Origin of the sequence: Bacteroides sp. Phil13 (assembly GCF_001940965.1) — a bacterium.
In the GTDB taxonomy this organism is placed as follows: Bacteria; Bacteroidota; Bacteroidia; order Bacteroidales; family Bacteroidaceae; genus Bacteroides; species Bacteroides intestinalis.
In genome coordinates this window covers 432,707-458,791 of record NZ_MSHA01000103.1, presented here as the reverse complement: position 1 = coordinate 458,791, position 26,085 = coordinate 432,707, and the positions used below count along the sequence as shown (strand labels likewise).

The window sequence follows — 26,085 nt, the reverse complement described above, 5'->3', positions numbered from 1 at the left end:
GTCTTTGATGCCGTTAGCGTTCAAGGCAGCAATGATACCTTTGATACGACGGTCTTGACTTTCAAATTTTACTTCTCTAATCATAATTTCTTTCCTCCTTATATTATTCGTGACGTGGATCAATATGTTTAACTGCTCCCTGCTCAGGTGTTACGCGACCGTAAGTACCGGTAACCTTCTTCAATGCTTCGTTAGCATCTGTACCCTTCTTGATTTCATCCATGAATTTACCCATGTGAACGAATTCGTATCCGCAGATCTCGTCATTCTTATCCAAGAAGATATTCTTGATGTAACCTTCGGCCATTTCCAGGTAACGAGGACCTTTGGCCAGAGTACCGTACAGTGTACCTACCTGGCTACGCAGACCTTTACCCAAGTCTTCCAAACCTGCACCGATAATCAAACCACCTTCAGAGAAAGCAGACTGAGTACGTCCGTAAACGATTTGCAGGAAAAGTTCGCGCATTGCTGTATTGATAGCGTCACAAACAAGGTCAGTGTTCAATGCTTCGAGTACTGTCTTGCCCGGAAGGATTTCGGCAGCCATAGCAGCTGAGTGAGTCATACCGGAGCAGCCGATTGTTTCAACCAATGCTTCCTGAATGATACCTTCTTTTACGTTCAAAGTCAGTTTACAAGCACCTTGTTGAGGAGCACACCAACCTACACCATGTGTTAAACCTGAAATATCAACTATTTCTTTTGATTTTACCCATTTGCCTTCTTCGGGTATGGGAGCCGGTCCGTGGTTAGGACCTTTCTTTACAACACACATGTGTTCCACTTCGTGTGAATAAGTCATAATTAGCTCTTTTTTTAAGTTATATAAATTAAAAAACGTAATCTACTTTCTAAAATCGCTCGCAAAGTTACTCCTTTTCTTTATTTATGCAAATCGAGTTATCTGACTTTTTTTATAAAAATAAATAATAAGAGACAGTGGTTCTGTGTATTGCAATCTCCACATTACAATAAAATTAACGAGGACTTTTGAAACTGTACTTTTTCCCTCCCGATAGGATGTTAATAATGGCAGGTTGGGTGAGGGGGTATACAGCCTGTTCGTCAGAGCTTTGATAGGAAGCCATGATTCTTCCCGACAAGTCATAAATTTCGATGCGTGCCCCTGCGCAAAGTCCCTTAAGGACAATTTGCTTATCCTGCCGGAAACATTTTACCGCATCTGTTTCTTGGGCAGAAGGAGAAGAAATCCCTGTGGTAGTGCCATATAAACCGAAATCGTGGATGCTTGGGGAATTACTGCTGTTTTCGTAGCAGGCTTTCATCAAGTCGTCAACGAGGCTATTGATGTAAAGTTCCAGGTATGAGTAACCGGTAGATGGTTCTATGTCCTTATAGGTTTTGCCGACGGGAAGATACTGGGTAGCCCAAGTGTCAGGAATACCGTCCCCATTGGAATCTGCAGGCTTTTCTTCATTATTGTACAGAGGCCACCCTTCCACATCGGCTTGTGAATCAATCAGTCCGTTACTACTGCCGTTGCTACCTTCATAAGTGTAATTCCCATTCTTAACTTCAGAGATGATCCGTTCATCGACGGCGTCACGCTTCAGGCTGGCGCCTACTTGTGCCAGTACTTTTTCATAAGCCTGTGCTGCAGCATGCGTACTAACGGATGCGACTTCAAATTCTGTCTTACTTTTTATGCCGTCTTTACTTCCTCCCGGCAGTTCACCGTTACCCAGATGCGGATGAATGCCTTCCCAGTTATCTGCATTGGTTTCACTCACCAGTTTTTTCATGTCATTACTCAATTTGGAGCAAGTATCGTCAAAGTAGTTACCATCCACATAAAAGCTTCCCCATATACCTGCAGGATTACTTTGTGTACCATCATCGGCATTGGGCTGAAAGATACGGTTGACGATACTCTTCTTTGTGGCAGTAGAGGGGCCTGGTTTATAATAATTGTTCACAAAGTTATACCGTCCGCCTTCTCCGGCATATCCTCCGTTGGTAGGGCCCCAGTTATAGAATACATTGTTGCGCAGATCGGTGAGCTCCTCTTCCCATCTTCCTATGGATCGGCTGCCATCCAGACGAGGAGTGCGGCTACTGTGATGAGCCAGCAGATTATGGTGAAAACTTGCTCCCTCACCTCCCCAAATGGCTCCATATCCGTGGTTTCCTTTGACGTGTACCGATTTGGTTAGGCTTTCACTCAAGATACACCACTGCATAGTAAAGTTCTTATTACTATAAAAAGAAGCGCATTCGTCCGTACTCCAGCTCATACTACAATGATCTATGATGATATCCGAGGTATAACGTCCCCACATGGCATCGTCTTCCGCTTTCTTTTCATCTCCCATCCGGCAGCGAATGAAGCGGATAATAATATTAGTGGCGCATTGGTCCTTTTTATCTTCTTCCTTGTATCCGGCAATGTGCAGGGTGTAGTTCTTGATACAAATCCCATCTCCCGGAGCTGTTTGTCCGGCGATAGTAAGATTCCCGTTTTTTATGACCAGCCTGCTTTCCAGTTCAATAATGCCCGACACATCAAAAACAATGGTGCGGGGAACTTTCATCTCAATTCCTGCACGCAGTGATCCTTCGCCGCTGTCATTAAGGTTAGTGACGTGATATACGATACCTCCACGTCCGCCGGTTACGGTGTAGCGTGCAAAACCTTCGGCACCGGGGAAGGCCGGAGTGGTTTGAGCTTGTGCAAAAACGGCACATAAAAGCATGATAAATAGAATCGTGTAGTTTTTCTTCATGGTCTTAAGATTAATATTCTGATGGGACAAAAGTATGGGTTTCCTGAGTGGCGGATGTCGACAAATTCTTTTTCTATGTGGAAGTTTAGGTCTTACTGTGTCTTTTTTTAATATTTTTTTCTATTTTCGCAGTAGAATAGAGAAAAAAGAACGCTGGTGGTTACAGAAACTTCTCATACACTCATTAGTATTAGGCTTAATGAACGGGAGTTCCATAATGTTTTTGATAAATATTATGTGGCACTTTGTTTGTTTGCAAACCAATATACTGAAGATGAAGAAACCTCTGCTGATATTGTACAGGATTCCTTTGCAAAATTATGGCAAATTAGAGATGATTTTTTCTATTTGCATCAAGTCAAAGCTTTCCTTTATACAGCCGTGCGCAATAAGGCGTTGAATGAATTGGAGCATTCTAAGGTAGTATTTGAATATGCTCAAAAAGTTATTGAAAAGAAAAAGGATTCTTTCTTCCATGATGCAGTAGTGGAAGAAGAAACTTACCGGATTCTGGCAGAAGCTATTGACAAACTTCCTGATCAGATGCGGGCTATTATGCGATTGGCTATGGAAGGAAAAAAGAATGCTGAAATAGCTGAGCAATTAAATGTATCTGTTGAAACTGTACATACTCTTAAAAAGATTGCATACAAAAAGCTTCGTATATATCTGAAAGAGTATTACTATTTCCTTATACTTTTTTATTTATAAACGTGCAACCTGTCACTTTGATTTCTCTCTATAGCATTAGAGGAAAACAGAATTTTAGACTAATTTCTTATCACCTTCATACCCTCTCCCTGTCTGCTCCATACCAAGCCCATACCAACTCCTTCTGTATAGGTACGGAGCAAACACGGACTTGATACGGTTTTAATCATAAGGAACAGGAAAAATAGAACAAATTATCTTTTTTCCGCGAGAGTACTATGCCTCTTATTCTTTTGTGGATAATTGTAACACAACCATTTCACTTTCCGTTCCTATCCTAAAAGGAGGTCCCCAAAGAGATAATCCACTGGAAACATATATATGGCTGTTTCCCCACTGGCGATAGCCATGACTTTGTTCGTAGATGTAGTCTGTTACCAAGCTCATAGGCCATACTTGTCCTCGATGGGTATGTCCACTAAATTGCAGGTCGACACCGGCTGTTTCACTTTCAGTCAGTTTATAGGGCTGATGGTCTAACAAGATAATAGGCTTGTTTTTATCTACATTTGCCATCAGTTCTTGCAATGAACGGCGGGCAGTGTTCGATCGGTCATCGCGTCCTATCAATTGTATACCACTGGGGAGTGTGACTATTGAATCGCGCAACAACTGTATGGGAGTGCCTTGTATAAATCGTGCACTTGCATTCATGCCACTGATATATTCGTGATTACCGGGAACCATGTAAATACCTAACGGTGCTTTTAATTCGGACAGTTCCTCCATCATGTTTTCAGCATAAAGAGGCACTACACTGTTGTCAATCAAGTCACCTCCGATCAGAATTAAATCCGGATTTTGCTCGTTAATCATCTTCACGTATCGCTTTAAAGCCGTTTTCCCGGTTCCATATCCGAGATGTAGGTCACTCACGGCGACTATTTTAATAGGTTGCCGGTCGCCGGTCAAAGGTTTGTTGAGGGCGATATTGACTATGTTCGTTTTAGGGTGGCGATAATTATAGTACCCATATCCTAATAAGATGACTGTAAATAGCAAAGAGACGACGAAGCTGTAGTTGAAAGGGATACGGCATAGTTTCAACAGATCGAATGCGAGTAGGAATAAGACCATATATAAGGTGAATATCAGCCAGCCAGTGCCTATTTCATACATTGTATGAGATAAGAAAACCGGCATTTTTATGTTACGGGTCAGCATCGTCCCCACGATGGATAGAGCTGCGAGCCAAAACAAAATAGCCAACGGGATTTTGATTCCAACAGGAAGTCCGGATAACGCTTGTGCACCTCTATAGAATACATAGGTGTTTCCGCCAAGATATATGGTGATGAGCATAATGAAGAATATCGGCATAAAATAGATGTATTAAAATTGAGTGGCAAAAGTAGTTTAATTCTTGATAAAGAAGGAATAAACTACTGATATAAACCTAAAAATTGTATAATAAGATCGGCATTTTGAATTTTCTTAGGAAAAAAATGCTTTTCGATTCACCATGATTTTAATTACGCCTGTTTTATTATAAAAGACAACGAAAAAAGTTCAATTTATGATAAAACAGGATTTTCATATATCTAATATTATTGCCAGACACTTATCGGGTGAAATCACTCCTGAAGAAAACGCTCAACTGGAGAAATGGCGAAAAGCAGATTCCGCTCACGAAGCACTCTTTCAGAAAATTTGCAGTAAAGAGAATTTGAAAAAGCATGTGGAAAGTGGTACGTCTTTCAACACTGCAACCGGTTGGATGGAGGTGCAAAAGCGCATCAGAAAGAGTAATAACTGGGAACGGATGATAAAAATCCTCAGTTATGCCGCTGCTGTTTTAGTACCGGTCTTTTTTGTTGGCATCTCACTAAAATACACTACTCACGACTATTTTTCTAACAAGTCCGTGCTGATAGCCCAACCTATATTGCCGGGAGCGGCCAAAGCAATATTGACTTTGGATAATGGAGAGACTATCAATCTGAATAAAGAAACGGCAGATGCTTTACAAACAATAGAGGGAACAAATATTCAGATAGATTCAACCACCCTGAATTATCAGTTGGCACAGAGTACATCTGTCTCTCCAAAACCTGTATATAATAAAGTAGAGATTCCCCGTGGCGGTGAGTATGCATTAGTGTTGAGTGATGGAACAAAGGTGCATTTAAATTCAATGAGTAGCCTCCGTTTTCCGGTAGCATTTACTACGGGTAAGAGAGAAGTCGAGCTACAAGGTGAAGCCTATTTTGAAGTGAGTAAAACTGGGCAGCCTTTTATTGTAAATGCCAATGGCATACAGGTTGAAGTATTAGGTACGACTTTCAATATCTCCGCTTATCCCGATGAGGAGTACCAGACCACCTTAGTAAACGGATCTGTAAAGGTCAGTGCCGAAAAGGGTGAAAGCCTTATACTGAAACCGTCGCAACAAGCTACCATCGCTTTGGGAAGTAATTCCATACAGGTGCGAACGGTAGATACTTCATTCTATACTTCATGGGTGAAGGGGAAGATCAACTTCAAAGATCAACGCTTGGAAGATATCATGAAGACACTTTCACGTTGGTATGACATGAACGTAGTTTACGAAAATGAAAAACTCAAGAATATACGTTTCGGTTGTAATCTGAATCGTTATGAAGAAATAACTCCTTTCGTCAAGTTACTGGAAAAGACAGAAGAAGTACACGTGAAAATCGAAGGTAATACAATAACATTCCATAATTAACCCAAAAAAGATTACTATGAACAAGAAAGAACACAAGAATCAAGCTGAAAGAAGTAGTAGACGTTTATGGATAACGTTACTATTTTTTTGTTTCACAGTTACCGGTTTTATGCAGGCTGCCAATGCAGTGTTTGCACAAACCACTGTCACAGCAACTTTTAAGAATGCCACTCTTAACGAAGTGCTGTGGGAAGTTCAGAGACAAACTGATTTCACCTTTGTGTATAGCACTGAAGAGGTGAAAAATGTAAAAGTAGAAAAGTTGATTGTGAATCATGAAAAGATTGCTGATGTGCTGGATAAATGCCTGAAAGGTAGTGGGCTGACTTATACGGTTCATGAAGGTGTCATCGCTATTAAGCCTGCTTCTAAGGTTGAAGCTGTAGCTGCTCCCCAGCAAGAGGTTAAAGTGAACGGAAGCGTTGTAGATGAGACGGGTGAATCTGTTATCGGAGCCAATGTACTGGTAAAAGGTACTACCAACGGTTGTACCACCGATCTGGACGGGCATTTCTCTCTTGATGTGGATCATCTGCCTGTTACTTTGATTGTTTCTTATGTAGGCTATATCCGTCAGGAAGTTAAAGTTATTTCTGCAAAGATGGTTAAAGTGGAAATGGTACCGGATAACAATTTGATGGATGAAGTGGTCGTTACTGGTTATGGTACCTTCAAGAAATCTGCTTATGCCGGTTCTGCTTCCAGTGTAAAAGGAGAGACACTGAAAGATGTTCCTGCTATTTCTTTCAAGGACCTGTTGCAAGGCAATGCGCCGGGTGTGCAGTTCACATCATCTTCCGGCCAGCCAGGTGCCTCTTCTTCATTGAGGATTCGTGGTATGGGGTCTTTTAACGCCAGTAATTCTCCTCTTTATGTGATAGACGGAGTACCGATGCGCTCAGGTACTATTAATACGATGAGTTCGGATGCGGGGCTTGATATCATGTCGACTATCAATAGCTCCGACATCGAGAGTGTTACAGTCATTAAAGATGCCGCTGCCGCTTCTCTTTACGGTTCGCGTGCTGCCAACGGCGTTGTATTGATTACGACAAAGAAAGGTAAGGCGGGCAAAGCCTCCATCTCATTGAAAGCTGATTGGGGTAGTTCTGATTTTGCTATGGATTATCGTCCTGTCATGGGTGGAGAGGAACGTCGCCAATATATTTATGACGGTTTGGTGGCAGGTCAGATAAAGAAAGGTAAGAGCGAAGCTGATGCAATGGCTTATGCCGACGGAAAGATTGATAACTATGCTCCGGTTCCTTGGTGTGGATATGTGGACTGGGATGATATTATGTTTCAGAAAGGAAATCATCAGTCCTATGAAGCCTCTCTTTCAGGAGGTACGGACAGATTTAAGTACTACTCTTCGCTTTCTTATTTGAAACAGGACGGTATTGCTATCAATTCCGGTCTGGAACGTATCAGTGGAAGGCTGAATGTTGATTTTCGAGCTACTGACAAGCTTAAGTTAGGTGCCAATGTTCTGTTTGCCACTGTCAATCAGGATGTGTATAGCGAAGGTACTTCTTATTCTTCTCCTTTCTATACTTCGCGTAACGCCGTTGTCCCTTCCGATCCTGTTTACAATGAAGATGGTAGTTGGAACCGTGATTTTATCCGCAACAGTGACCGTAATCCGGCATTGGCGGCAACTTATGATTATCAGCGCGAATATGTGACCCGCACGTTCAATACCATCTACGGTGAATATGAGTTCATCAAGGATCTGAAGTTCAAGTCTACCTTGAGCTATGATTATGTTAACACGAAAGGCAATGACTGGAAGGACCCGCGTACCTCTAACGGCGATGACATCAATGGTGGCATGAGCAAGAAGTTCTATGAGTACAAGAAAATGGTATGGGCCAACCAGTTGAGTTATAAAATGTCTATAGCCGCGGATCATCATCTTGATGCATTGGCAGGATATGAGATTGATGACCAGTATCGCGACTACTTATCCGGTTATGCCACTAATTTTGCCACTTACGACAAAAACCAGATCAGTAATGGTATGAAGACCGAATCGGTGGGTGGCAGCGATACGCGTACCCGTATGGTATCTTATCTGTTCCGCCTGAATTACGACTATAAAAACAAATATTATCTGGGTGGCAGTTTCCGTATGGATGGCAGTTCCCGTTTTCTCAAAGATAATCGTTGGGGTAGCTTCTGGTCGATATCTGCCGCATGGCGTGTGATTGAGGAAAGCTTTATGGACTCTGTCAAGGATTGGTTGACTGACCTGAAGATACGTGCTTCTTATGGTGTGAATGGTACTCTTCCTACTGACTATTTCGGATACAGAGGACTGAGCAGTCTGACCAATGGATATTTGGAACAGCCGGGCATTATTCAGTCGCAACTTAAGAACGATGATTTGCAATGGGAAACCAACTATAACCTGAATCTGGGGTTGGATTTCAGTCTGTGGAACCGTCTGAATGTTACGTTGGAATATTATACCCGTACCACTAAAAATCTGTTGATGGACCGTCCTATCTCTATGACAACTGGTTTCGGCAGTTATCTGATGAATATCGGTAAAGTTTCGAATAAAGGAGTGGAACTGGAAATTAATTCTACTAATATCCGGACAAAAGATTTCTCATGGAACACCACATTCAACATTTCACACAATAAGAATGAGATTGTGACACTCGATGGCATGCAAACAGAAATTATTAAAGGAACTCAGATTCGCAAAGTCGGCAAATCATTCCGTACGTTCTATATGAAAGAATTTGCCGGTATCAATCCGGAAACCGGTGCTCCGCAGTTCTATACGAATGACGTGGACGAGAATGGTAACTATAAAAAAGAGATTACTGAAGTTATAGATGAGGCACATGCCATTGTGTTGGACAAGCATGCGGAGCCTAATGTGATAGGCGGCTTGTCAAATACTTTACGCTATAAATGGTTTGATTTCAACTTTATGTTCTCTTACCAGTTTGGTGGTTACTCTTATGATACTTGGGCACAAAAGACCGAACACGGAGGCAACGATCTGGAGGCTAATATTCCGACTTACTATAAGAACAGTTGGAGGAAGCCGGGAGATGTTACCAAGTATGAATTATTTTACGAAAAGCCGAATGTAGCTATGAATAAGGTGACAACGACGCGCAGACTGCACAGTACTGATTTTATCCGTCTGAAGACTTTGACATTCGGCGTGACCATCCCGAAAGAGTGGACCCGTACAATCGGTATTGAGAATGTACGCTTGTATGCATCAGCCAATAATCTTTGGACTTGGGCAGCATACGATTATTACGATCCGGAAGCCGTCAGCGGTGGTACTGCTATCTGGGGAACCCCTCCTTTAAAGACTGTGACTTTCGGCGTAAACATTAATTTCTAACCGTTAAAAAACTTGATATTATGAAGCTATTAAAATATTTATTTATCAGTTCTGTATTGTTCTTCGTAAGTTCTTGCGGAAACGATTGGTTGGATCTGGATCCTTCCACTTCGATAGATACTGAAACCAGTATTAAGATATTGTCGGATGTTGAGTTTACCTTGAATGGTATTTATAGCACGATGCAAAGCTCGGATGCCTACTCCGGTCGGCTGGTATATTATGGAGACGTGACGGGAGATGATATGCAGGCGGTTAGTTCTACCAAACGTGTGGCCGACTATTATCGTTTCAATTTTACAAAAGATAATGGCCCCACTTCTCACTGGTCTTATCTTTATTCTATCATTCAGAATTGTAATCTGATTCTGATGAACATTGACAAACTTGTCATTGATGAAGAAGATACCGAATACAGAGATGACCTGAAAGGCGAAGCTTTGGCAATCCGTGGGCTGGCCTTATTCGACTTGACCCGTATCTTCGGCTATCCCTATACCAAAGATAACGGAGCATCATTGGGGGTGCCCATTGTGGAAGGATTGTCCACTATTGAAAGTAAACCCTCCCGAAACACCGTAGCTCAGTGCTATACGAAGGTGATTTCCGATCTTACCGAAAGCATTGGTTTGCTGAGCGGTGATTTTAATAAGGGTAAAATTAATAAATGGGGAGCAATGGCATTACTCAGCCGCGTATATCTCTACAAGAATGATAACACTAATGCACTGAAAATGGCGAAAGATGCCATTAAGGGAGCGGAAAAAGAAGGCTATGCCTTGTGGACCAATGAAGAATATCCCACAGCATGGAGTAATGATGCGTCTGCCTCCAATCCGGGTGAAGTCTTGTTCGAAATCGTGAACCTTACTACTGATAGCCCGGGTAAGGAGAGTATGGGCTATCTGAATTCTAAGGATGGTTATGATGACATGTGCATCACTTGTTCCTTCTATCAGTTCCTGAAGAAAGATCCTAAAGATATACGTCTTAAATTGTTGAGTTTCGATAAGAAATATTATGCTTATGTCTTTAAGTATCAACCGCAGCAGAATGAAAGTATCACGGATGCCAATATTCCGCTTGTTCGTCTGTCAGAAGTTTATCTGATTGCGGCTGAGGCAGCTGTCAAGTTGGGCGATAATGCCACAGCGATTGAGTATCTCGATCCGATTGTGAAGCGCGCTAATCCGGAAAACACAGTAGTGGGACAGACCATTACTCTGGAAAGAGTGCTGGATGAACGCCGTAAAGAACTGGTTGCCGAAGGACACCGCATGTATGACGCTATCAGAAATGGATTGACAGTAGAGCGTAAGGATGTAAAAGACAGCAATCTGAGTAAAACCAAACATGATACGAAGTATATGACCTATGACTGGAATTTCTATATGATTGTACTTCCTGTTCCCAAGAAGGAAATGGATGCCAATCCTAATATGGAACAGAATCCTGGATATGGTGGAAGATAATTTTAATAAATGATATATGATGAGTAAAACAAGTTTCACGAAGTACTTTCTTATCGCATTTACTCTAATGTTCATCAGTTCCGGCCTTAGTGCCGGAACTTTTGGTTCAGACGGTAATAAGAAAGATAAAGAGAAAAAAGAAGAGTTATCGGCTGACGGACCGTATGTGCTTTATCAGCCTGATGGTAAAACGTGTGTCATCAGTGTCGATAAGAAAGGGAAAATTACCGATACGACTTATGTTGCACTACCTGAAGATTTTATCTTGCATGTGGTAGATCATAAGGGGCGGTTTCCGTTTGATGTGAGATTGCATCCGGTGAAACGTCCCGATTGGAAATATCGGCAACCGGAAAAAGTGTTTGTTATGTCCGACCCGCATGGTAAGTTGGATTGTGTTATTAGTTTGTTGCAGGGTAATGGGATTATTGATAAAAACTACAATTGGAGCTTTGGTAATAATCATCTGATGGTTATCGGTGATATTTTCGATCGTGGAAAAGATGTACCGCAAATATTCTGGCTGTTTTATAAGTTAGAAGATGAGGCTGCAAAAGCAGGTGGAACTGTTTCTTTCCTGTTAGGGAACCATGAGCCGCTGGTGCTGGCTAATGACTTACGCTATACGAAAGATAAATATAAAGTGCTGGCACAGAAATTGAATATGAATTACCCTGAACTTTTTGGACCCGATACTGAATTGGGTAAATGGTTAGGTACCCGTAATACGATGCAGATTATAGGTCGTGATCTTTATGTTCATGCCGGGTTAGGCAAGAATTTTTATGATCGTAATCTAAGTATCCCTACCGTGAACGAAGAAATGAGTAAAGCCCTTTTCATGAATAAGAAAGAACGCAGGGCTCTTTCTCCATTGACCGCATTTCTGTATGGTAACGACGGTCCCATCTGGTATCGTGGGCTTGTGCGTACAGATGCCAAGTATCATCCAATGGCGCAGGACAGCCTGCAAATGGTGATGGAACGCTATAAAGTCAAACACATTATCGTAGGGCATACCATCTTCAAGGATATTTCTACTTTCTATGATGGCAAGGTTATCGGCGTTAATGTAGACAATAAAGAAAATCAGAAGAAGAAACGGGGCCGTGCATTGCTGATTGATAAGAATACTTACTTCGTTGTGGGTGATAAAGGCATTCTGCGGAAATTGTAGGAACACTTTTCATTGTTTTTAGTCTTCTTGTTATACCTTTATCTTTTAATTCCATATCTTTGTCGTAATAATTAGAAAAAGACATAATAAGAAGACTATGATAGAAATTACTGATGCCGCCTTGCGCAAAGCAGCAGGCGAGGGAATGGATACTTTTATTCAGGTATTTACCGACAGATATAAAGAAGTGATAGGTGGTGAGCTGACCGCTGAGTCCATGCCGTTGCTGACAGGTGAGCAGCACACTTTGCTTGCTTACCAGATATTCCGTGATGAAGTAATGGATGGCGGTTTCTGCCAGTTGATACAGAATGGGTATGGGGGGTATATTTTTGCCAATCCGTTTGCTAAAGTGATGCGTCTGTGGGGAGCAGAAGATTTCGGTAAACTGGTATATAGAGCTAAAAAGATTTATGATGCCCATCGTGAAGATTTGGAACGGGAGCGTACAGATGATGAATTCATGGCTATGTACGAGCAATATGAAGCTTTCGATGAACTGGAAGAAGAATTCTTGGAAAAAGAGGAAGGCATAACAGCTTTGATAGCCGGTTATGTAGATGAGCATTTGGAACTGTTTGCTAAAATCGTCTGATAAGAGAGTTCATTTTGTACGGAATATCTACGAAAAAAAATATTTTGTTGTATTGCAGTTGATTATTCGATAAATGTTGAATGGAGGCTTTTCCCTCTCCCAAAGTCGTATTCTCTCCTTTTCTTTCTAAGGGGTTATTCGTAAATGACTAAGGAAAGACTTCTTTTCCCTTACTCCTAAATGTACGTACCCTTAATTTAAAACTCCATCCCACAACTGCGAGTCCGTTGGTTTCCATCTGCGGGCTCTTTGTTTTCCAATTGCGGGCTGAATAGCCTGCAATTGGAAAATAAGGATTGGAATAAGGCATAGTGATAAAAAGGTTAAGGCATAGTCGTGTTTTACCTTAACCTCGTTGTTGTTTTCATGTATGTTTCTTGTTTGTGAAATGGTGTTAAAACGTTAGTGAAAATATACTATTTTCTGTTTCTTTGTATTCATTTAGTTTAGAAAAATGAATAAATATCTGTTTCTGCTTTTTTTATTTCTTGGGGGAGGACTTGTTTCATGTATGCAGACTCATACAAATGTCGATTTACTGGAACGGGCTGAAAGGTATGTAGAAGTATATCCTGATAGTGCTATGCAATTATTGAATCTGATACAGTATCCTGAAAGGCTTCATGACAAAGAAAGTGCTGACTATGCTTTATTGTGGACACAGGTGCTGGATAAAAACAATTTGGATAGCTTGCAATCAGATTCTTTGATTAGGGTTGCTATAGATTATTACAAGGGAAAGAATGATCCTGTGAAAGCTGGAAAGGCTTACTATTATTATGGCAAAACAATGCTTGTGAAAGGTAAGGAATCCGAAACTATGGAAGCTTATTTGAAAGCATTGACATTCTTAAAAGACACAAAGGAGTATAAATTGCAGGGATTGGTATTTGAACATATCGGGTACTTAAATTTGGGACAAGGTATGTATGAACAGTCGATAGATAATTACCGGGAGTCTGTTCGATATTATGAATTGGCAGATGATAATATAGGAGAGGTGCACGGTTGTAGAAATGTTGCCCGGGGATATTTGGCAAAACAGGATTATGATAGTGCCCATTGGTATGCAAATAAAGGATTATCTCTGTTAGTGGACACTACCGATCATGTAAAGTCTTCCCTTCTTCAGTTGTTGGGACTGATAGCTAAGGATAATAAACAGTATACAGAAGCTATTAATTATTTTGTTTCTGCTATCGGATCGAGTAAAGATAGGAATGATGGATTACGTTATTATTTATCTTTGGGACGTACTTATATGGATATGGGGAAGTTTCGTTTAGCTGAAAAGTGTTTCAATCATTGTAAAAATGTGGATGATGAATTTATTTTATCAGGTGCATTTTATTATTTATGTCTTCTGAAAAGGGAGGAAGGAAATTATAAACAAGCTTTTTTGTACAAAGAAAAGTCTGATTCACTATTAGAGATTGTGCGTAATAATGAATTGAGGGAACAACTTTTGGCTTTACAAAAGAAGTATGAAGCTGATAAGCTTGTTTTTGAAAATAAACAGATAAAACTGGAAAAAGAGAAGCAAGCCTATTTTTATTTGGTTGTAGTGCTTCTGATAAGTGGAGTGAGTTTTAGTCTTATTAAAAGATATAAAAAGAAAAATTTACGGAATATAGAAGCTTTAAGAATAAATGAGAAGATTATAGAAGAATATGCTTGTAGGATAACAGAATTTAAGCAGAAAGAGGAATGGGAGCAAAAGGCAAAGAAGGAAACGATTGGAAAATTGAATAGAAAAATTCTGGAATTGACATCTGAAAATAAAAAAATACGTGATAATTCATGTGTTGAAGCATTATTCATATTAGGAGAATTGAAACAAGGTAGGTTGATTGCGGAAAATATGTCAGCAACCGAACGCCAGAATATATTCGACTTTTTGGACTTGGTTTATGCTAACTTTATTTCTCGGATAAAAGCTGATTTTGATTTAACTAAAGGTGAATTATTATTGGCAGCATTGATAAAGTTAGGCTTTTCAAATCAGCAGTTGATGATTGTTTTTGATTGTGAGATGAAGTCTGTTTATAAGAACAAGCAAAGACTAAAATCGCATTTATTGTTAAGAAAAGACGATGCTTTGGAGCAAATGATAGCGTTTTATTGAAAATAATATCTTGTTTTTGTCCACTATGTAATTTGTTACTTTATTGATTAATAGCAGCTTAGTTGCTAATTGTGTGTCCACATATCCATTCCTGTTATTAGGTTTTATAGCACTAACTTTGTTTCTGAATTTAAAAAAGATAGGCTATGAAATTAAAATTGATTCTATGTTTATTAGGGGTATTGCTCTTTGGAAAGGTAAATGCTGGTTCTCCGGAAGGTAATGATGGAGGTTTCGAGAAGGTTCTTATTCAAATGACTGGAAATGATGTTCCTTTTGACATTCTAACAAAAGGTAATTTGGGAGATCACCGTTCTGTACGGCCATTGATTCCAATTTATGTGTTGTTAGATGGTAGTAATTATTCTTTGGAAGTATGTTTTGAACAAGCTATAGGGGAGGCTGATATTACCATTTCCCAGAATGGTGTTGTGGTTTATTCTTCTTCAGAAGATATACAGGCTTCTATGCAAAAGACTGTTCAATTGAATTCTGGTGCTTCTGGTAATTTCCTTATAGAAATAGAAGGGAAAAATGGCGCTTATGCGTGTGGACAATTTGAATTATGATACATGATATAATTTGTTTAACCTAATAATGTGATGCTTATGAAAAAAATTAGTTTGTTATTAGTAGGATTGTTGGCAATGTTTTCTTGCGAACAAGAAGATTTGGAAGGGATTGTGAAAAGTGATACGGAGCAGGTACAGACAAGGGCGACAATGTCATCTACTGCAGATTTTAATCAGATAACTGAATTGGATGGTATTCCTGTGAATATTTTGAATGTAGGAAATACTAGTCGTAGATATTTGTCATGTGCACCATCTGGAAGTGAAATGAGTTTATATACAGAAGATGATGGAAGTTTGCGACAGCGATGGTATGTACGGTCTGGAAATATAATTCTTGTTGGAGGGAATAGCTCTATTTCTTCTCCTCCTTTTACACCTACAGTTAAACCTAATGATAGCAAAACGGAGCCTATTTTAGCTGGAGCGATTGGTAGTTTTATTCCTGCTAATTTCTCATTTATTCCTTCGGGGAATAATTATTATATAAAATATGCTACATTTTCGTTATCTTCTCCAGAGCTATATTTACAATCAGATACACAAAATGGAACTGTATTGAAGTTTAAAACACCTCATTCTACAGATCTTGCTTTGTGGAGAATGGTTCCTGTTGGGGAGTTTCGTCTTATTGATGTGGAATATGTGAAATCTGAATTTGATGGTGATTTTATAAATCGAAGAGATCAATTTATAATGGGAGCTATTTTCCCAGGGGAACCTTTTGATGTGGAGCATACTCTTACGGTTTCTGAAACAGTAAGAGAAAGTAGTACTTTCAATGAAACTAATGGTGTTTCTACTCAGAATCAAAGTGCATTTCATTGGAGTAGTCAATCTGGGCAAGCCCCTTTACCTGTAGTAAGTATTAGTGGTGATCTTAGTACTTCGACAACTTCATCTCATTCAACTAACTATACTTCTACAGGTGGATATGATGTGGTTGTATCCCAGGCTTTTAAGGTGGTTATTCCTGCGAATACAACCTGCAGAGTTGAGGTCTTAAAAATGTCATATAATACAACTCTCACTTATGTTGCGACCTTAGAAAAAGCAGATGGTGCAGAGGCCGGTGAGAAATTTAGAATTAAAGGAAAATGGGAGGGCATAGTAACGACTTTCTTGTATTACAATATTTATCGAGATGAAGATAATAAATTACTGGATACTCGAGTTCTTGAAGATGAAAACTAAATAAAGGTTAAATAAATAGTAGGGTTTGCAGTATTTAGATTAATATTTCATTTACTCTTAAAAACAATGAAAAAATGGAGAGAGTGCGGTGTTACTCGATTCTTTTATCTAAATTTGCAAACTCTAATATTTATAGAACAATGAAAATGGCTAAGTTTAAAATCTGGATGGTTGCCCTGACCTTAATAATGGGTGTTTCGTTTACTTCTTGCATGGATAGTGACCCGACAGTGACGGATATAACATTAGGACAAGTGACAGAAATATTTCCAAGTACTGTTATTACTGCTCCTTATGGCATTAAATTTACTGCAGTAAATTCTTTAGTAGATAAGAATTTAACTTATGGTGATTATGTACAATTCCAATACTCATATAATTCAGATGAACAACAGGTAGATCAAAATACGAAGAATATTAATGTGACGATTCCTTATATCGAAGTTATAAAGACTGGAAATGTAATAGTAGGCAATAGTAAAGGAGAAGAAGAGGAAAATGCTACTATCCTTCAGATAGGATATGGTTCTCAAAATGCATCTCAGGCTCAGTTTATGTATTATGATAAGAACACTTTGGTTGTTCCTATATATTTCTTGGCAAAGAAAGAAAAAGATAGTCATTCTTGTTCTTTATACTGTAATGTCGAAGAAATCAAAGATACAGATACAGAGTTGAAATTCTATTTACGTCATTATTCTCAAGAGGAAGAAGTGGCAGAGCAAACAGGATATAATAGAATTTATAGGATAACAGAAGCTTTGTCTGCTTTTAAAGGTATAACGAAAAAACTTCCTACAAAAGTTACTATCTATGCAAATGAGACGACTGATTTCAAAACAGATGATTTAGATAAGGCTAAATCTGAGTTGACTCCTTATTCTGTAGAATACCCATATAAAGATTAATAATTGGATTATAAAGCATTATTCCATATAGCAATGTTACTGATTTCCTCTCCGGCCAAGGCCTGGGAGGAAATTCGTTTGGAGGAGGATAGGCGAAAAGTATTTACTGCTTTTGTCTATCCTATGATTGGTTTATGCGGATTGTCCGTCTTTATCGGCTCTTTGTTGGCGAAGGGTTGGGGCGGTCCCGAAAGTTTTCAATATGCCATGACGCAATGTTGCGCGGTGGCAGTATCCCTCTTTGGAGGGTATTTTCTGGCGGCGTATCTCATAAATGGGATGCGCGTTAAAATGTTTATGATGGACAGTGACATGCCCTTGACGCAACAGTTTGCGGGCTATGCGCTGGTTGTTCTTTTCTTGCTCCGGATTATTATCGGCATATTGCCGGACTTTTATATCATCGGATTGCTGTTGCAGTTCTATATTGTGTATGTGGTGTGGGAGGGGGCTTCCACGTTGATGGAAGTAGAAGAAAAAGATCGGTTACGGTTTACAATCATTTCTTCCATCCTACTCATTGCCTGTCCTATGCTCATTCAGTTTATATTCAACAAGCTGACGATGGTGCTTAATTAACGTTTGAAATCATGAAACAAGCTCCTGTTAATATAAAAAATAAGCGCGCTACATTCGATTACGAATTGATAGACACTTATACCGCGGGCATTGTGCTCACGGGTACGGAAATTAAATCGATCCGCATGGGTAAAGCAAGCCTTGTGGATACCTTCTGTTACTTTGCCAATGGCGAGCTGTGGGTGAAGAATATGCATATTTCCGAATATTTCTACGGTTCGTACAATAACCATTCGGCACGCAGGGAGCGTAAACTCTTACTTACCAAAAAAGAACTTGATAAACTGGCGCGTGGGGCGAAAGATCCCGGCTTTACAATGGTTCCCGTTCGTATGTTTATTAATGAAAAAGGACTTGCCAAAGTGGTGGTAGCCCTTGCCAAAGGTAAAAAACAATACGACAAGCGTGAGGCTTTAAAAGAAAAAGATGACAAACGCGATATGGCGCGTATGTTTAAGAGATAATTGTTTAACGTGGTAATGTGATAAAGTGATAATGTGATAGAGTAATATCACTTTACCACTTTATCACATTACCATTCTATCACTAAATACAAATGGTTTCTATTGAAAAGTCGGTGCGTGAGCGCATCCTTATTTTAGACGGTGCTATGGGCACCATGATACAACGGTACAACTTAACAGAGGAAGATTTTAGGGGAGAACGTTTTGCCGGTATCCCCGGGCAGATGAAAGGAAACAATGACCTGCTTTGTCTGACGCGCCCTGATGTGATACAGGATATACACCGTAAATATCTCATGGCAGGTGCCGATATCATTGAAACCAATACGTTTAGCTCTACCAGTGTCAGTATGGCCGATTATCATGTGCAGGAGTATGTACGTGAGATGAATCTGGCTGCCGTTAGACTGGCACGTGAAGTAGCTGATGAATTTTCCACACCTGATAAACCACGTTTTGTAGCCGGTTCCATCGGACCTACCAATAAGACTTGTTCCATGAGTCCCGATGTGAATAATCCGGCTATGCGTGCGCTGACTTATGATGAACTTGCCGATGCCTATCGGGAACAGATGGAAGCCTTGCTGGAAGGTGGAGTAGACGCTCTGCTGATAGAAACTATCTTCGATACATTGAACGCCAAAGCAGCTATCTTTGCCGCCGAAAAGGCGATGGAGGCTACAGGCGTTCAAGTTCCTGTTATGCTGTCCGTTACTGTATCCGATACAGGTGGACGCACTCTGTCGGGACAGACTTTGGAGGCTTTTCTTGCCTCCGTTCAGCATGCCAATATCTTTTCGGTAGGTTTGAACTGTTCCTTTGGTGCTCGTCAGTTGAAACCTTTCCTGGAACAGCTTGCTGCCCGTGCTCCTTATTATATCAGTGCATACCCCAACGCGGGATTGCCCAACAGCCTGGGGCAATACGACCAGACGCCTGCCGATATGGCGCATGAAGTGAAAGAATATATCCAAGAAGGGCTGATAAACATCATTGGCGGTTGCTGTGGTACGACCGATGCGTACATTGCCGAATATCCTGCCCTGATAGCCGGTGCTGCTCCCCATGCTCCTGCTCCGAAACCCGAAAGTCTTTGGCTTTCCGGCTTGGAATTGCTGGAGGTGACTCCTGAGAAGAACTTTATCAATGTGGGAGAACGCTGCAATGTGGCCGGTTCCCGCAAGTTCCTGCGTCTGGTTAATGAAAAGAAATACGATGAAGCCCTCAGCATTGCCCGTCAGCAAGTAGAAGACGGGGCGCAGATTATCGACGTAAATATGGACGACGGTCTGCTGGATGCACAGGCTGAAATGACTACTTTCCTCAATCTGATTGCTTCCGAGCCGGAGATTGCCCGTGTTCCTGTGATGATTGACTCTTCCAAATGGGATGTAATTGTTGCCGGATTGAAGTGTTTGCAAGGAAAGTCCATTGTGAATTCAATCTCTCTGAAAGAGGGAGAGGAAAAGTTTCTGGAACATGCCCGTACAATCAGGCAATATGGTGCAGCTACTGTAGTAATGGCTTTTGATGAAAAAGGACAGGCGGATACGTACGAACGTAAGATTGAAGTGTGTGCACGTGCTTATCAGCTTTTGGTTGAGAAAGTGGGATTCAATCCTCATGATATAATTTTTGACCCCAACGTCCTTGCTGTGGCTACGGGTATGGACGAACATAATAATTATGCTGTAGACTTCATCCGGGCTACCGGTTGGATACGTAAGAACTTGCCGGGTGCGCATGTCAGTGGTGGCGTCAGCAATTTGTCATTTTCTTTCCGTGGCAACAATTATATCCGTGAAGCCATGCATGCGGTGTTCCTTTATCATGCCATCCGTGAAGGAATGGATATGGGAATTGTAAATTCGGCTACAGCTGTACTTTATACCGATATCCCTGCCGATATCCTGGAACGTATAGAGGATGTGGTTTTAAACCGTCGTCCCGATGCTGCAGAGCGTCTGATAGAAACTGCTGAACAACTGAAAGCTGCTGCCGAACAACAGAAAGGTAATGCCACTGATAAACAAGTTGCCCCTCTTTCATGGCGTAATGGAACTAGTGTGGAAGAACGCTTGAAACATGCTTTGACGAAAGGAATTGGTGACTATCTGGAGGAAGACTTGGCAGAAGCCCTGAAGCTCTATCCGAAAGCAGTGGATATCATCGAAGGTCCCTTAATGGCAGGTATGAACTATGTAGGTGAGCTCTTTGGTGCCGGAAAAATGTTTTTGCCCCAGGTGGTGAAAACTGCTCGTACCATGAAGAAAGCCGTTGCCATTCTTCAGCCTGTAATTGAAGCGGAAAAACAGGAAGGCTCCGCTTCTGCCGGAAAAGTCCTGCTTGCCACGGTGAAAGGTGATGTGCATGATATAGGTAAGAATATTGTTTCCGTGGTCATGGCCTGCAATGGTTATGAGATCATAGACCTTGGTGTGATGGTACCTGCTGAAACGATTGTTCAGCGTGCCTTGGAAGAAAAGGTGGATATGATTGGACTCAGTGGTCTGATAACCCCATCATTGGAAGAAATGGTACACGTGGCTATGGAACTGGAAAAGGCAGGTGCCGATATTCCTTTATTAATAGGTGGCGCTACTACCTCTCAACTGCATACAGCATTGAAAATAGCTCCTGTCTATCATGCTCCTGTTGTTCATCTGAAAGATGCTTCGCAGAATGCAACAGTAGCTGCCCGCTTGATGAATCCGAAAGCCAAAGAAGAATTAAAAGAAAAATTAAGTTCAGAATATCAGCAGTTGCGTGAAAAGAACGCTGCGCAAGCACCAAAGACAGTTTCGTTGGAGGAGGCGCAGAAGAATAAGCTGAATTTGTTTTAATGAAAAGGAAGATTAAGGTGGTAGAGTGATAAGGTGATAGATCTGCCATCCTATCGCTTTATCACCTTACCACCCTATCACTCTTTTATTTTCTTCTTATATGTCTCATACCTCCCCATAATATCCCTTACAAAGTTATATGTCTCTATTCCACGGAAGTATCCGTTTTTGCAGACAGGGTCGGTGAAGTATTCTTCATTACTTTTCAATAAGATGAAGTTCTCTACGTTATCTTTCCAGACATATTTGTTCTTTCCATATTTTTCAGCCAGTGCCATTGCATCCAGCACATGCCCGATACCCGAATTGTAGGAAGCAAGTACAAAGTTGAGCCGTTCTTCGCTCGGTACTGAAGAGAAACTCTTACTGGTAGCATTGATATATTTTACGGCAGCTTTCACACTCTCTTCCGGGTTCTGTTCTTTTCCTTCAGGGATTCCCATGGCGCGCGCTGTGGCAGGCATCAGTTGCATTAGTCCTTTGGCTCCGGCCCATGAAACGGCTGTTGTATCAAAGTTGGACTCTGTATAGGCCAGAGAGGCAAGCAACCGCCAATCCCAGTCTATTTCTGAAGCATACTTTTTGAACAATTCGTCGAAGTGTGAAATCTTTCCCTCACGAAGAGAAAGGATGGAAGTGTGTGGAGTTGCTTTGCTGATCTCAAAATATCTTTTCATACTGGCAGTGTAGGCGGGAGAAGTCATATTCTCTTCATGCCATTTATTAGCGGCTGCTGCCAGTTCCGGACTATCCTTGCGCACTGCCCAGGAAGCCCTTTGGTCGAAACTGATGGATAATTTAATATTCAGATTGGGGTAATACGTTGTGTTAAGCTTGGCTACGTCATTATCGGCTACCGTATAAGGAATCTTTCCCTGGGATACTTGTGTGATGAGATCTTCTACTGAAATGCTGTCATTAGTCACTTTGTGGATATGGATGCCGCCACCGAGTTCTTTATCCAGATTTACCAAACGGTCGTAATATTTCCCGGGCTTTACATATACATCCTTGCCTATCAGTTCCGTTACATCCGTCAGCGGTTTTGTTTTCCCGCCTGCGCGTTGCACAATAACTTGGTGTGTGATTACTTCTTCACCGCAATAGATCAGACTGTCTTTTAATTCCTTCGTGATGGGGACATTATAGGCAATGATGTCTCCTTCGCCTGCCAGTAACTTGTTTATAAGTCCCTGTACATTCCTTGCCACCACTACGCGCAGTTTTACCCCGAGACTTTTGGCAAACTGTTCACTCAACTCGTACTGGAACCCCATTTCCTGGCCACGATAGTTGAAGTAAGAAGTAGAACTGTATAGCGTCAGTACAACGAGTTCACCGCTATCTTTTATCTGTTGCAAATCGCCCACAGCTTCATCGGGCATGGAACCATGCCGTTTATTTCCGCACCCCGACAGGCAGCACAGACATAGCAAGAATATTAAGATACTTCTATTCATTCAAATATATAAATAACTGAGACGCCTCAGTTGTTCATTTATCAGAGATGCTTCTTTATATACATCGTCAGAATATCGATTGCCACCTGATTGTTTCCCCCTTCGGGTATGATCAGGTCCGCATATCGTTTGCACGGTTCGATGAATTGCAGGTGCATAGGCTTTAAGATACGGGTATAACGTTCCATAACAGCTTCTGCCGTACGTCCGCGCTCCACTACATCCCGTTGTATGACACGAATCAGACGTTCGTCCGGATCAGCATCCACAAAGATCTTAAGGTCCATCATGCTACGCAGTTTCTTGTCGCACAGGGCAAGAATCCCTTCAATAATCACTACTTCCCGCGGTTCGATATGAATCGTTTCGGGCTCTCGTGTACAGGTAAGATACGAGTAGGTAGGTTGTTCAATGCTTTTCCCTTCACGCAGCATGGCTACGTGTTTGGATAAAAGCCCCCAATCGAAGGCATCCGGGTGGTCAAAGTTGATGTTCTGTCGTTCTTCTACAGGTACATGGCTACTGTCCTTATAGTAAGAGTCTTGCGGTAACAGTACCACTTCGCCTGCCGGCAGGCTTTCAATGATTTTACGTACGACGGTGGTTTTTCCCGAGCCAGTTCCGCCTGCAATTCCTATTATTAACATCCGTTTAAGTGTATATTTAAAACAAAACGAGTATTTTTGCGGTTAATATTAATCGCTTCGGTTGACAAATATATAGATAAATCATTAAAATTGCAAAGTTATGGTCAAACACATTGTATTATTTAAATTAAAAGACGAAGCTCCGGCTGACAAAAAGCTGACAGCAATGAAAGAATTCAAGGCCGCTATCGAGGCTTTGCCTGCTAAAATATCTGTTATACGTAAGATAGAAGTTGGACTCAATATGAATCCTGGCGAAACTTGGAGCATTGCCCTCTACAGTGAATTTGATACGTTGGACGACGTGAAATTTTATGCTACTCATCCCGAACATGTGGCAGCAGGCAAGCTGATTGCTGATGTAAAGGAGAATCGCGCTTGTGTTGACTACGAAACAATTGACAATTGACAATTAGTAATTAATCATTGATTATATGAAGAAAATATTATCCATTTGTCTGTTGCTGATTGCTGTCGTGGCACAAGCGCAGATACAGGAGCCCGTCAAGTTTAAGTCGGAACTGAAGACGCTTGCAGCGGGAGAGGCGGAAATTGTATTTACCGCTACTATCGATAAGGGTTGGCATGTATATTCTACCGACCTGGGCGACGGTGGTCCTATCTCGGCTACCTTCAATGTAGAGAAGATATCCGGTGCTACAGTTGTAGGAAAGTTGCAGCCGAAAGGAAAAGAAATAGCTTCTTATGATAAGTTGTTCGAGATGAACGTACGCTATTTTGAGTCCACGGCACAATTTGTTCAGAAACTAAAGCTCACAGGAGGGGATTATAAGATAGAAGGTTTTCTGGAATACGGTGCTTGTAATGATGAAAACTGTTTGCCTCCTACGCAGGTAGAGTTTAATTTCTCAGGTAAGGCAGAAGCCGCTAAAGGTACAGCAGCTGCAACTCCGGCTGAAAAGGTAACAGCTCCGGCAGAGGAAACGAAACCGGAAACTCAGCCTGTTTCCCAAACTGAAACATCTGCTGATACAGCTTCCACCGGTATAATAGGTGGTGCAGATGGTCCGACGGATATAAATGTGGCGGGCAACATTGATTTGTGGAAACCTGTCATCAATGATCTGCAATCATACGGTGAGACCACTTCACAGGAAGATATGTCATGGTTCTATATCTTTATCACCGGTTTTCTCGGTGGACTGCTGGCATTGTTTACTCCTTGTGTGTGGCCTATTATCCCTATGACGGTAAGTTTCTTTCTGAAACGTTCCAAAGATAAAAAGAAAGGTATTCGTGATGCCTGGACGTATGGCGCTTCCATTGTGGTGATTTACGTAACTTTAGGTTTGGCCATTACGTTGATCTTCGGTGCCAGTGCATTGAATGCACTTTCCACGAATGCCGTGTTCAATATCCTTTTCTGTCTGATGCTGGTTGTGTTTGCAGCTTCTTTCTTCGGAGCTTTCGAACTGACGCTACCCTCTAAATGGAGCAACGCAGTAGATAGTAAGGCAGAAGCAACAAGCGGTTTGCTCAGTATCTTCCTGATGGCATTCACGCTTTCACTGGTGTCTTTCTCTTGTACAGGTCCTATTATCGGTTTCTTGCTGGTACAGGTATCTACAACGGGTAGTGTGGTAGCTCCGGCTATCGGTATGCTCGGGTTTGCTATTGCTTTGGCATTGCCGTTCACATTGTTCGCCCTGTTCCCGTCCTGGCTGAAGTCTATGCCGAAATCAGGCGGTTGGATGAATGTCATTAAGGTTACTCTCGGTTTCCTGGAATTGGCTTTCGCTCTGAAGTTCCTTTCTGTAGCCGACCTGGCATACGGCTGGCGCATCCTCGACCGCGAAACGTTCCTGGCATTGTGGATTGTTCTGTTTGCTTTACTGGGCTTCTACCTGTTGGGCAAGATCAAGTTCCCACACGATGATGACGATACGAAAGTGGGAGTGGGCCGCTTCTTTATGGCACTTTTCTCGCTGGCATTTGCCGTGTATATGGTTCCCGGTTTGTGGGGTGCTCCGTTGAAGGCAGTCAGTGCTTTTGCACCGCCTATGCAGACTCAGGACTTCAACCTCTATAATAATGAAGTGCATGCCAAGTTCGATGATTACGATCTGGGTATGGAATATGCCCGTCAGCATGGCAAACCTGTAATGCTCGACTTCACCGGTTATGGCTGTGTAAACTGCCGTAAGATGGAGCTTGCCGTATGGACAGACTCTAAGGTAAGTGACATTATCAACAACGACTACGTACTTATTACACTTTATGTAGATAATAAAACCCCGTTGACCTCACCTGTTAAAGTGACAGAAAACGGACGGGAGCGTACATTGCGTACAGTGGGCGATAAGTGGAGTTATCTCCAACGCGTTAAATTCGGTGCCAATGCACAGCCCTTCTATGTGCTGATAGATAATGAAGGTCGCCCTTTGAATAAATCTTATTCGTATGACGAGGACATTCCTAAGTATATCGAGTTCTTGCAAACAGGATTGGAAAACTATAAGAAAGGAAAATAAACGAACGAATGCCCGGCTGATATATGCGACCGGGCAT

20 protein-coding genes are annotated in these 26,085 nt (G+C 41.4%); 15 read left to right on the top strand and 5 right to left on the bottom strand.

The annotated features are described in order from the left end of the window. Positions 1-103 precede the first annotated feature (103 nt). Positions 104-805 carry an iron-sulfur cluster assembly scaffold protein gene (locus tag BWI44_RS21890; protein ID WP_007664170.1) on the bottom strand — a complete coding sequence of 234 codons (702 nt, stop codon included), beginning with the start codon at positions 803-805 and terminating at the stop codon, positions 104-106. 175 nt (positions 806-980) lie between these two features. Further along, positions 981-2,747 carry a polysaccharide lyase domain-containing protein gene (locus tag BWI44_RS21885; RefSeq protein WP_138291207.1) on the bottom strand — a complete coding sequence of 589 codons (1,767 nt, stop codon included), beginning with the start codon at positions 2,745-2,747 and terminating at the stop codon, positions 981-983. A gap of 156 nt (positions 2,748-2,903) precedes the next feature. On the opposite strand from BWI44_RS21885, the gene BWI44_RS21880 reads away from it, so the two are divergent. Further along, the gene (locus tag BWI44_RS21880; RefSeq protein ID WP_085930039.1) at positions 2,904-3,458 is read left to right on the top strand and encodes an RNA polymerase sigma-70 factor; all 555 of its coding nucleotides are present in this window, start codon (positions 2,904-2,906) and stop codon (positions 3,456-3,458) included. Between the two features lie 225 nt (positions 3,459-3,683). Here the strand turns inward: BWI44_RS21880 and BWI44_RS21875 are convergent, their stop codons facing one another. Then, a complete protein-coding gene (locus BWI44_RS21875; protein ID WP_044533933.1) occupies positions 3,684-4,778 on the bottom strand; it encodes a metallophosphoesterase in 1,095 nt (364 codons plus the stop codon). A 196-nt stretch (positions 4,779-4,974) separates the two neighbouring features. Between BWI44_RS21875 and BWI44_RS21870 the strand changes: the two genes are divergently transcribed. The 12 genes from BWI44_RS21870 (at position 4,975) to metH (ending at position 21,449) form a co-directional block, all read left to right on the top strand. Further along, the gene (locus BWI44_RS21870; RefSeq protein ID WP_007664163.1) at positions 4,975-6,147 is read left to right on the top strand and encodes a FecR family protein; all 1,173 of its coding nucleotides are present in this window, start codon (positions 4,975-4,977) and stop codon (positions 6,145-6,147) included. A gap of 16 nt (positions 6,148-6,163) precedes the next feature. Further along, the gene (locus tag BWI44_RS21865; RefSeq protein WP_007664162.1) at positions 6,164-9,520 is read left to right on the top strand and encodes a TonB-dependent receptor; all 3,357 of its coding nucleotides are present in this window, start codon (positions 6,164-6,166) and stop codon (positions 9,518-9,520) included. A 20-nt stretch (positions 9,521-9,540) separates the two neighbouring features. Next, positions 9,541-10,992, top strand: a complete 1,452-nt coding sequence (locus BWI44_RS21860; protein WP_044533932.1) for a RagB/SusD family nutrient uptake outer membrane protein — start codon at positions 9,541-9,543, stop codon at positions 10,990-10,992. A gap of 16 nt (positions 10,993-11,008) precedes the next feature. Next, positions 11,009-12,169, top strand: coding sequence for a metallophosphoesterase (locus BWI44_RS21855; RefSeq protein WP_044533931.1), 1,161 nt, complete (start codon positions 11,009-11,011; stop codon positions 12,167-12,169). Between the two features lie 97 nt (positions 12,170-12,266). Beyond that, the gene (locus tag BWI44_RS21850) at positions 12,267-12,764 is read left to right on the top strand and encodes a DMP19 family protein (RefSeq protein WP_007664151.1); all 498 of its coding nucleotides are present in this window, start codon (positions 12,267-12,269) and stop codon (positions 12,762-12,764) included. A gap of 454 nt (positions 12,765-13,218) precedes the next feature. After that, on the top strand, positions 13,219-14,889 hold the full coding sequence (locus BWI44_RS21845) for a tetratricopeptide repeat protein (RefSeq protein ID WP_195208179.1): 1,671 nt from the start codon (positions 13,219-13,221) through the stop codon (positions 14,887-14,889). A 146-nt stretch (positions 14,890-15,035) separates the two neighbouring features. Next, positions 15,036-15,458, top strand: coding sequence for a DUF3244 domain-containing protein (locus BWI44_RS21840; RefSeq protein ID WP_118423472.1), 423 nt, complete (start codon positions 15,036-15,038; stop codon positions 15,456-15,458). A gap of 39 nt (positions 15,459-15,497) precedes the next feature. Continuing rightward, positions 15,498-16,655, top strand: coding sequence for a hypothetical protein (locus BWI44_RS21835; RefSeq protein WP_195208178.1), 1,158 nt, complete (start codon positions 15,498-15,500; stop codon positions 16,653-16,655). Positions 16,656-16,801: 146 nt separating this feature from the next. Next, entirely contained in the window at positions 16,802-17,563 is a 762-nt protein-coding gene (locus BWI44_RS21830; protein ID WP_182427893.1) for a hypothetical protein, read from the top strand. A gap of 33 nt (positions 17,564-17,596) precedes the next feature. After that, positions 17,597-18,142, top strand: coding sequence for a Yip1 family protein (locus BWI44_RS21825; RefSeq protein WP_021967718.1), 546 nt, complete (start codon positions 17,597-17,599; stop codon positions 18,140-18,142). Between the two features lie 11 nt (positions 18,143-18,153). Continuing rightward, positions 18,154-18,606, top strand: a complete 453-nt coding sequence (gene smpB / locus BWI44_RS21820; protein WP_021967717.1) for an SsrA-binding protein — start codon at positions 18,154-18,156, stop codon at positions 18,604-18,606. Positions 18,607-18,698: 92 nt separating this feature from the next. Further along, entirely contained in the window at positions 18,699-21,449 is a 2,751-nt protein-coding gene (gene metH / locus BWI44_RS21815) for a methionine synthase (protein ID WP_286816415.1), read from the top strand. Positions 21,450-21,526: 77 nt separating this feature from the next. Here the strand turns inward: metH and BWI44_RS21810 are convergent, their stop codons facing one another. Beyond that, positions 21,527-22,834: an MltF family protein gene (locus tag BWI44_RS21810; RefSeq protein ID WP_374937540.1), complete on the bottom strand. Its 1,308-nt coding sequence runs from the start codon at positions 22,832-22,834 to the stop codon at positions 21,527-21,529. A 116-nt stretch (positions 22,835-22,950) separates the two neighbouring features. Further along, positions 22,951-23,556: a uridine kinase gene (gene udk, locus BWI44_RS21805; protein ID WP_007664137.1), complete on the bottom strand. Its 606-nt coding sequence runs from the start codon at positions 23,554-23,556 to the stop codon at positions 22,951-22,953. A 100-nt stretch (positions 23,557-23,656) separates the two neighbouring features. Between udk and BWI44_RS21800 the strand changes: the two genes are divergently transcribed. Together BWI44_RS21800 and BWI44_RS21795 are read left to right on the top strand one after the other, a co-directional pair. Next, positions 23,657-23,965 (top strand): Dabb family protein, encoded by a 309-nt coding sequence (locus tag BWI44_RS21800; protein ID WP_007664136.1) that lies wholly within the window; start codon positions 23,657-23,659, stop codon positions 23,963-23,965. A 25-nt stretch (positions 23,966-23,990) separates the two neighbouring features. Further along, positions 23,991-26,048, top strand: a complete 2,058-nt coding sequence (locus BWI44_RS21795) for a protein-disulfide reductase DsbD family protein (RefSeq protein ID WP_117693427.1) — start codon at positions 23,991-23,993, stop codon at positions 26,046-26,048. Positions 26,049-26,085: the final 37 nt, after the last annotated feature.

What these genes read in the sequence shown, in the direction of transcription:
- BWI44_RS21890 (WP_007664170.1), bottom strand. Translation starts at nt 805, where the DNA reads ATGACTTATTCACACGAAGTGGAACACATGTGTGTTGTAAAGAAAGGT.
- BWI44_RS21885 (WP_138291207.1), bottom strand. Translation starts at nt 2,747, where the DNA reads ATGAAGAAAAACTACACGATTCTATTTATCATGCTTTTATGTGCCGTT.
- BWI44_RS21875 (WP_044533933.1), bottom strand. Translation starts at nt 4,778, where the DNA reads ATGCCGATATTCTTCATTATGCTCATCACCATATATCTTGGCGGAAAC.
- BWI44_RS21870 (WP_007664163.1), top strand. Translation starts at nt 4,975, where the DNA reads ATGATAAAACAGGATTTTCATATATCTAATATTATTGCCAGACACTTA.
- BWI44_RS21865 (WP_007664162.1), top strand. Translation starts at nt 6,164, where the DNA reads ATGAACAAGAAAGAACACAAGAATCAAGCTGAAAGAAGTAGTAGACGT.
- BWI44_RS21860 (WP_044533932.1), top strand. Translation starts at nt 9,541, where the DNA reads ATGAAGCTATTAAAATATTTATTTATCAGTTCTGTATTGTTCTTCGTA.
- BWI44_RS21855 (WP_044533931.1), top strand. Translation starts at nt 11,009, where the DNA reads ATGATGAGTAAAACAAGTTTCACGAAGTACTTTCTTATCGCATTTACT.
- BWI44_RS21850 (WP_007664151.1), top strand. Translation starts at nt 12,267, where the DNA reads ATGATAGAAATTACTGATGCCGCCTTGCGCAAAGCAGCAGGCGAGGGA.
- BWI44_RS21845 (WP_195208179.1), top strand. Translation starts at nt 13,219, where the DNA reads ATGAATAAATATCTGTTTCTGCTTTTTTTATTTCTTGGGGGAGGACTT.
- BWI44_RS21840 (WP_118423472.1), top strand. Translation starts at nt 15,036, where the DNA reads ATGAAATTAAAATTGATTCTATGTTTATTAGGGGTATTGCTCTTTGGA.
- BWI44_RS21835 (WP_195208178.1), top strand. Translation starts at nt 15,498, where the DNA reads ATGAAAAAAATTAGTTTGTTATTAGTAGGATTGTTGGCAATGTTTTCT.
- BWI44_RS21830 (WP_182427893.1), top strand. Translation starts at nt 16,802, where the DNA reads ATGGCTAAGTTTAAAATCTGGATGGTTGCCCTGACCTTAATAATGGGT.
- BWI44_RS21825 (WP_021967718.1), top strand. Translation starts at nt 17,597, where the DNA reads ATGTTACTGATTTCCTCTCCGGCCAAGGCCTGGGAGGAAATTCGTTTG.
- smpB (WP_021967717.1), top strand. Translation starts at nt 18,154, where the DNA reads ATGAAACAAGCTCCTGTTAATATAAAAAATAAGCGCGCTACATTCGAT.
- metH (WP_286816415.1), top strand. Translation starts at nt 18,699, where the DNA reads ATGGTTTCTATTGAAAAGTCGGTGCGTGAGCGCATCCTTATTTTAGAC.
- BWI44_RS21810 (WP_374937540.1), bottom strand. Translation starts at nt 22,834, where the DNA reads ATGCCCGATGAAGCTGTGGGCGATTTGCAACAGATAAAAGATAGCGGT.
- udk (WP_007664137.1), bottom strand. Translation starts at nt 23,556, where the DNA reads ATGTTAATAATAGGAATTGCAGGCGGAACTGGCTCGGGAAAAACCACC.
- BWI44_RS21800 (WP_007664136.1), top strand. Translation starts at nt 23,657, where the DNA reads ATGGTCAAACACATTGTATTATTTAAATTAAAAGACGAAGCTCCGGCT.
- BWI44_RS21795 (WP_117693427.1), top strand. Translation starts at nt 23,991, where the DNA reads ATGAAGAAAATATTATCCATTTGTCTGTTGCTGATTGCTGTCGTGGCA.